Origin of the sequence: Romboutsia sp. 13368 (assembly GCF_018336475.1) — a bacterium.
Taxonomy (GTDB): domain Bacteria; phylum Bacillota; class Clostridia; order Peptostreptococcales; family Peptostreptococcaceae; genus Romboutsia.
This window is the reverse complement of the sequence record NZ_CP048741.1, coordinates 267672-271122: the sequence shown is the minus strand read 5'-3', so window position 1 is coordinate 271122 and position 3451 is coordinate 267672. Positions and strand designations below refer to the sequence as shown.

Genomic DNA, 3451 nt, shown 5'->3' with positions numbered 1-3451 from the left:
AAGTTTAATCTTACTATAAATATATTAATAAATTCTATAAAAGTATCTATAGCATAGGTTGTTGGTTATTCATTGAATATCCATCAGATCTAACATCACTCATATCTATGGTGTCTTCCTTTATCTCAACCTTACTAAGCTTCTTAACTGCTCCATAGCTATCTTTTAATGAAAGCTTATCTCCTCTACCAGAAATAACCCATAAAACTTTATACCCTCTAGGAATTACTTTTAATTTTTCTTCACCTTTTCCATCTGTGAAATATACTAGGAGATTAATCTTTTTCTTATTTGCATATTCAAAAACTGGTGTAAACTTTGTACCACCTCTAATAGGATTTCTCTCCTTTATATCATTTGCTGATTTTACCTTATATGAACGTCTAATTTCACTATCACATTCTATAATAGTAATTTCATGATTATAGTTTTTTACTATATTAAGAACTTCCTTAATAGCTTGTTTGAATTCTTCATCACTAATACTTCCACTAGTATCAAGTGCAACAGCTATCTCTGCTTTATGACCTCTAAGCTCTCCTCTTAAGTCTAGTCTATTTGGTTGTCTTCTATTTCTTCTAGTTATAGTCTTCTTTTTATTACTTTCAACTGTTCCCATTAACTTCTTAAGATATAAATTCCAAGGTAATTCTCCCTTACTATTTTTTAGCGATGATATTAATCCACCTAAATAGTTTGGTATTTCACCCTTTTGAGATATATTAACAAACTTCTCAGTAAATTCTTTAAGAGTTTTCTCATCTATATCATCAGATTCTTGCCAAATATCATGAGTATGTTCTGGATTATATTCAGTTTCTACACTTTCATTTTCATAATTATCAACTTCTTCACCATTCTCATCTACATCTTGTAAATCAAGCTCTGTTTGAATCTTTTCTACATAATATTCAAAAGTTTCGTAAGGCTCTAGCTTTAAAGGATACTTTGCATTCATCCATTGAAGTGTTGTTGCATATGGTGGTAAGTAATCTAAGTATTGATTTACTACAATATCCATCGCTATATTTATAGCTAATGTACTGTACTTATTTTTTAATTCCTTGCCTCTTAATAAATGCATAGATATTATATGAAGAATTTCATGCTTAATAGTGCCTTCCATTTGTTTAATATTAAGATTTAAAAATATTATTGGGTTAAAATATATTACATATTTAGCACCTTTAAAATTTACAGCAGTTGGACTACTTATATCAAATCTAATATCTCTTGATGTTTGAAATAGAAAATACCCATAAAAGTTATCTTTATCTTCCATAAGACTTAGATTAACTTTATCTACTAACTTAAAAAACTCATCTTTAAAATCTTGTGGTATATCTATTTCAAACTTTTCTCCCTTTTTATTTGCCTTTAGCATAGCATAAGTGTCTATAATTTCTTCTGCTCTATGATAAAGGTATTTTGCTTGTTTTTCAAAATAGCTTTCCATACACTATCCCCTTATCATACTATAAGACTCAAAGTATAATCCTACAAATTCTTCATTTTCTATAGCTTCATCATAGACATTTATATAATTACTTTTTATATCCTTCATAATACCTACCATTAAATCAACTGGGTATAATTTTAAAAACTCTATAAATCTATTTATATTATAATCTGATATTTCTTCATTATTTTCTATATTTGAATTTAATCTCTTTAAGATATTCATTGCTGATAAATAAAGTCTTGTATGGCTTTCACTTTTTACTTTTTCTATAATATCTGAATCTAAAGTTTCACATGAAAATACATCTTCATAAGATATTAAAGGGCTACTATCTGATTCTGCAAAGCTTATAAATTCTTCTGCTATAACTTTACCTACATTACCTTTTATAACATTTAAAAATACATTTCTTGGTATTGAATCTTTTTGTTCTTTGTATACGCTATAAGCTTTAGAAACTCTTTCATAACTTCTCGGAGTTGCACGTACATCATCTTCATTTATTTTGTGTAAATATTCAGGGAATGTTGATATAAACTCTATAACCTTTTGTTCTATACCTGCGTTTATTGCCCAATTTAACCATTGTGTATAATCAGGTTCCATGTTTAACCATACAAATCTATTTTCTTGAGCTGCATCCATATCAACAACTTGGTAATCAAAATCTGAACCATATTTACTTGATGGATTCATTGCCGCTAGTATTTTTACATCATCATGTAGCTTATATCCGTTTATTTCTCTATTTAAGATTAAGTTCATAAGCTCTTGTTGAACTGTATGTTCACAACGGTTTATCTCATCTATAAATAAAAGAACTGTTTTTCCTTTAGATATTTCTTCATCAATTTCTCTTAACTTATTATGAACTGCATATACTGTAATTTTCTTTTCTATCTTTTCTCCATTGGAATTAGTACTTGTATAAGATTCTATAGTTGGAAGTCCACCTATTTCTCCTTCTTTAAGAAGATTCCCATCAATAACTACTAAACTCCAATTATTTTCTTCTGATAGTTTCTTTGCTAGTGCAGTTTTTCCTATTCCACTTTCCCCCACTATTAATGGTACTTCATTTGTTGATAATACTAAGTCAACACTCTTTAATGTATCTATAAAATTCATATATCTATCTCCTATATCATCTTTAATTTTTCATCTACTGCTATTTTCTTAGCTTTTTTACTACCGTACTTGTGAATAAATATTATCTTGTCCATTTGTATATTTGAACTATTTCTATCTATAATGCTACAATTTAAGAAATCTCTAACATACTTTTCTTCTACATCTTCTCTTGATAAAACATCTTTTAATACTTCTTCTAATTCATCTTTATCTATTTCTCTTGCAATATATTTAATTACTAAAATATTAGCCTTTAAAAGTTCTAATTTTTTACTTTTGTCTAAACCATAAATTAGACCAATTGCAGCCTCATTACTTTTTATAGCTTCAAGTTGTATATTAAATGAAGGCATTTTTATATATCTCAATGCATCATAACTTATTTTTACAGCCTCTTTTTGAACACTTTCATAAGGCTCTTTTATAAATTTTATTGAGTCATAATTTTTTCTTACTGCTAGTAATTGTAATCTTTCACTTGGATTTTTAGCATGTTTTATAGCCCATCCTGCTTGATTTATAGCAATTTCAACTACTTTTTCTGTTGGATTCTTTATATACTCTAAAAGACTCCATCCTGAGTTTACTGCTTTTAGCATCATATCTTCTGTAGGTTCATCTATATATTTAATTGCTCTAATATTATTTTCAAGCGCTAATTCTTGCATTTCTATAGTTGGATTTTCTATATATTCTAATGTTAGTCCATCTTTTTTAATAGCTAACAATTTCATTTCATCTGTTGGATTTTCTATTGTCGATATAATATTAGGGTTATTATTTATCATTTTAATGATTCTTGATTCTTCCATATTATGTTCCCCCTATATAATAAATTTTTATATAATTTCTTCTATT

3 protein-coding genes are annotated in these 3451 nt (G+C 27.4%); all 3 read right to left on the bottom strand.

What is annotated here, in order from left to right; translation table 11 throughout:
• Positions 1-46: 46 nt before the first annotated feature.
• From G3997_RS01060 to G3997_RS01050, 3 genes are read right to left on the bottom strand one after another with little or no spacing between them, the layout of a single operon-like run.
• Positions 47-1456: a vWA domain-containing protein gene (locus G3997_RS01060; protein ID WP_296646748.1), complete on the bottom strand. Its 1410-nt coding sequence runs from the start codon at positions 1454-1456 to the stop codon at positions 47-49.
• A gap of 3 nt (positions 1457-1459) precedes the next feature.
• Positions 1460-2590 carry an ATP-binding protein gene (locus G3997_RS01055; RefSeq protein ID WP_296646746.1) on the bottom strand — a complete coding sequence of 377 codons (1131 nt, stop codon included), beginning with the start codon at positions 2588-2590 and terminating at the stop codon, positions 1460-1462.
• An 11-nt stretch (positions 2591-2601) separates the two neighbouring features.
• Entirely contained in the window at positions 2602-3405 is an 804-nt protein-coding gene (locus G3997_RS01050) for a hypothetical protein (protein WP_296646744.1), read from the bottom strand.
• Between the last annotated feature and the right edge of the window lie 46 nt (positions 3406-3451).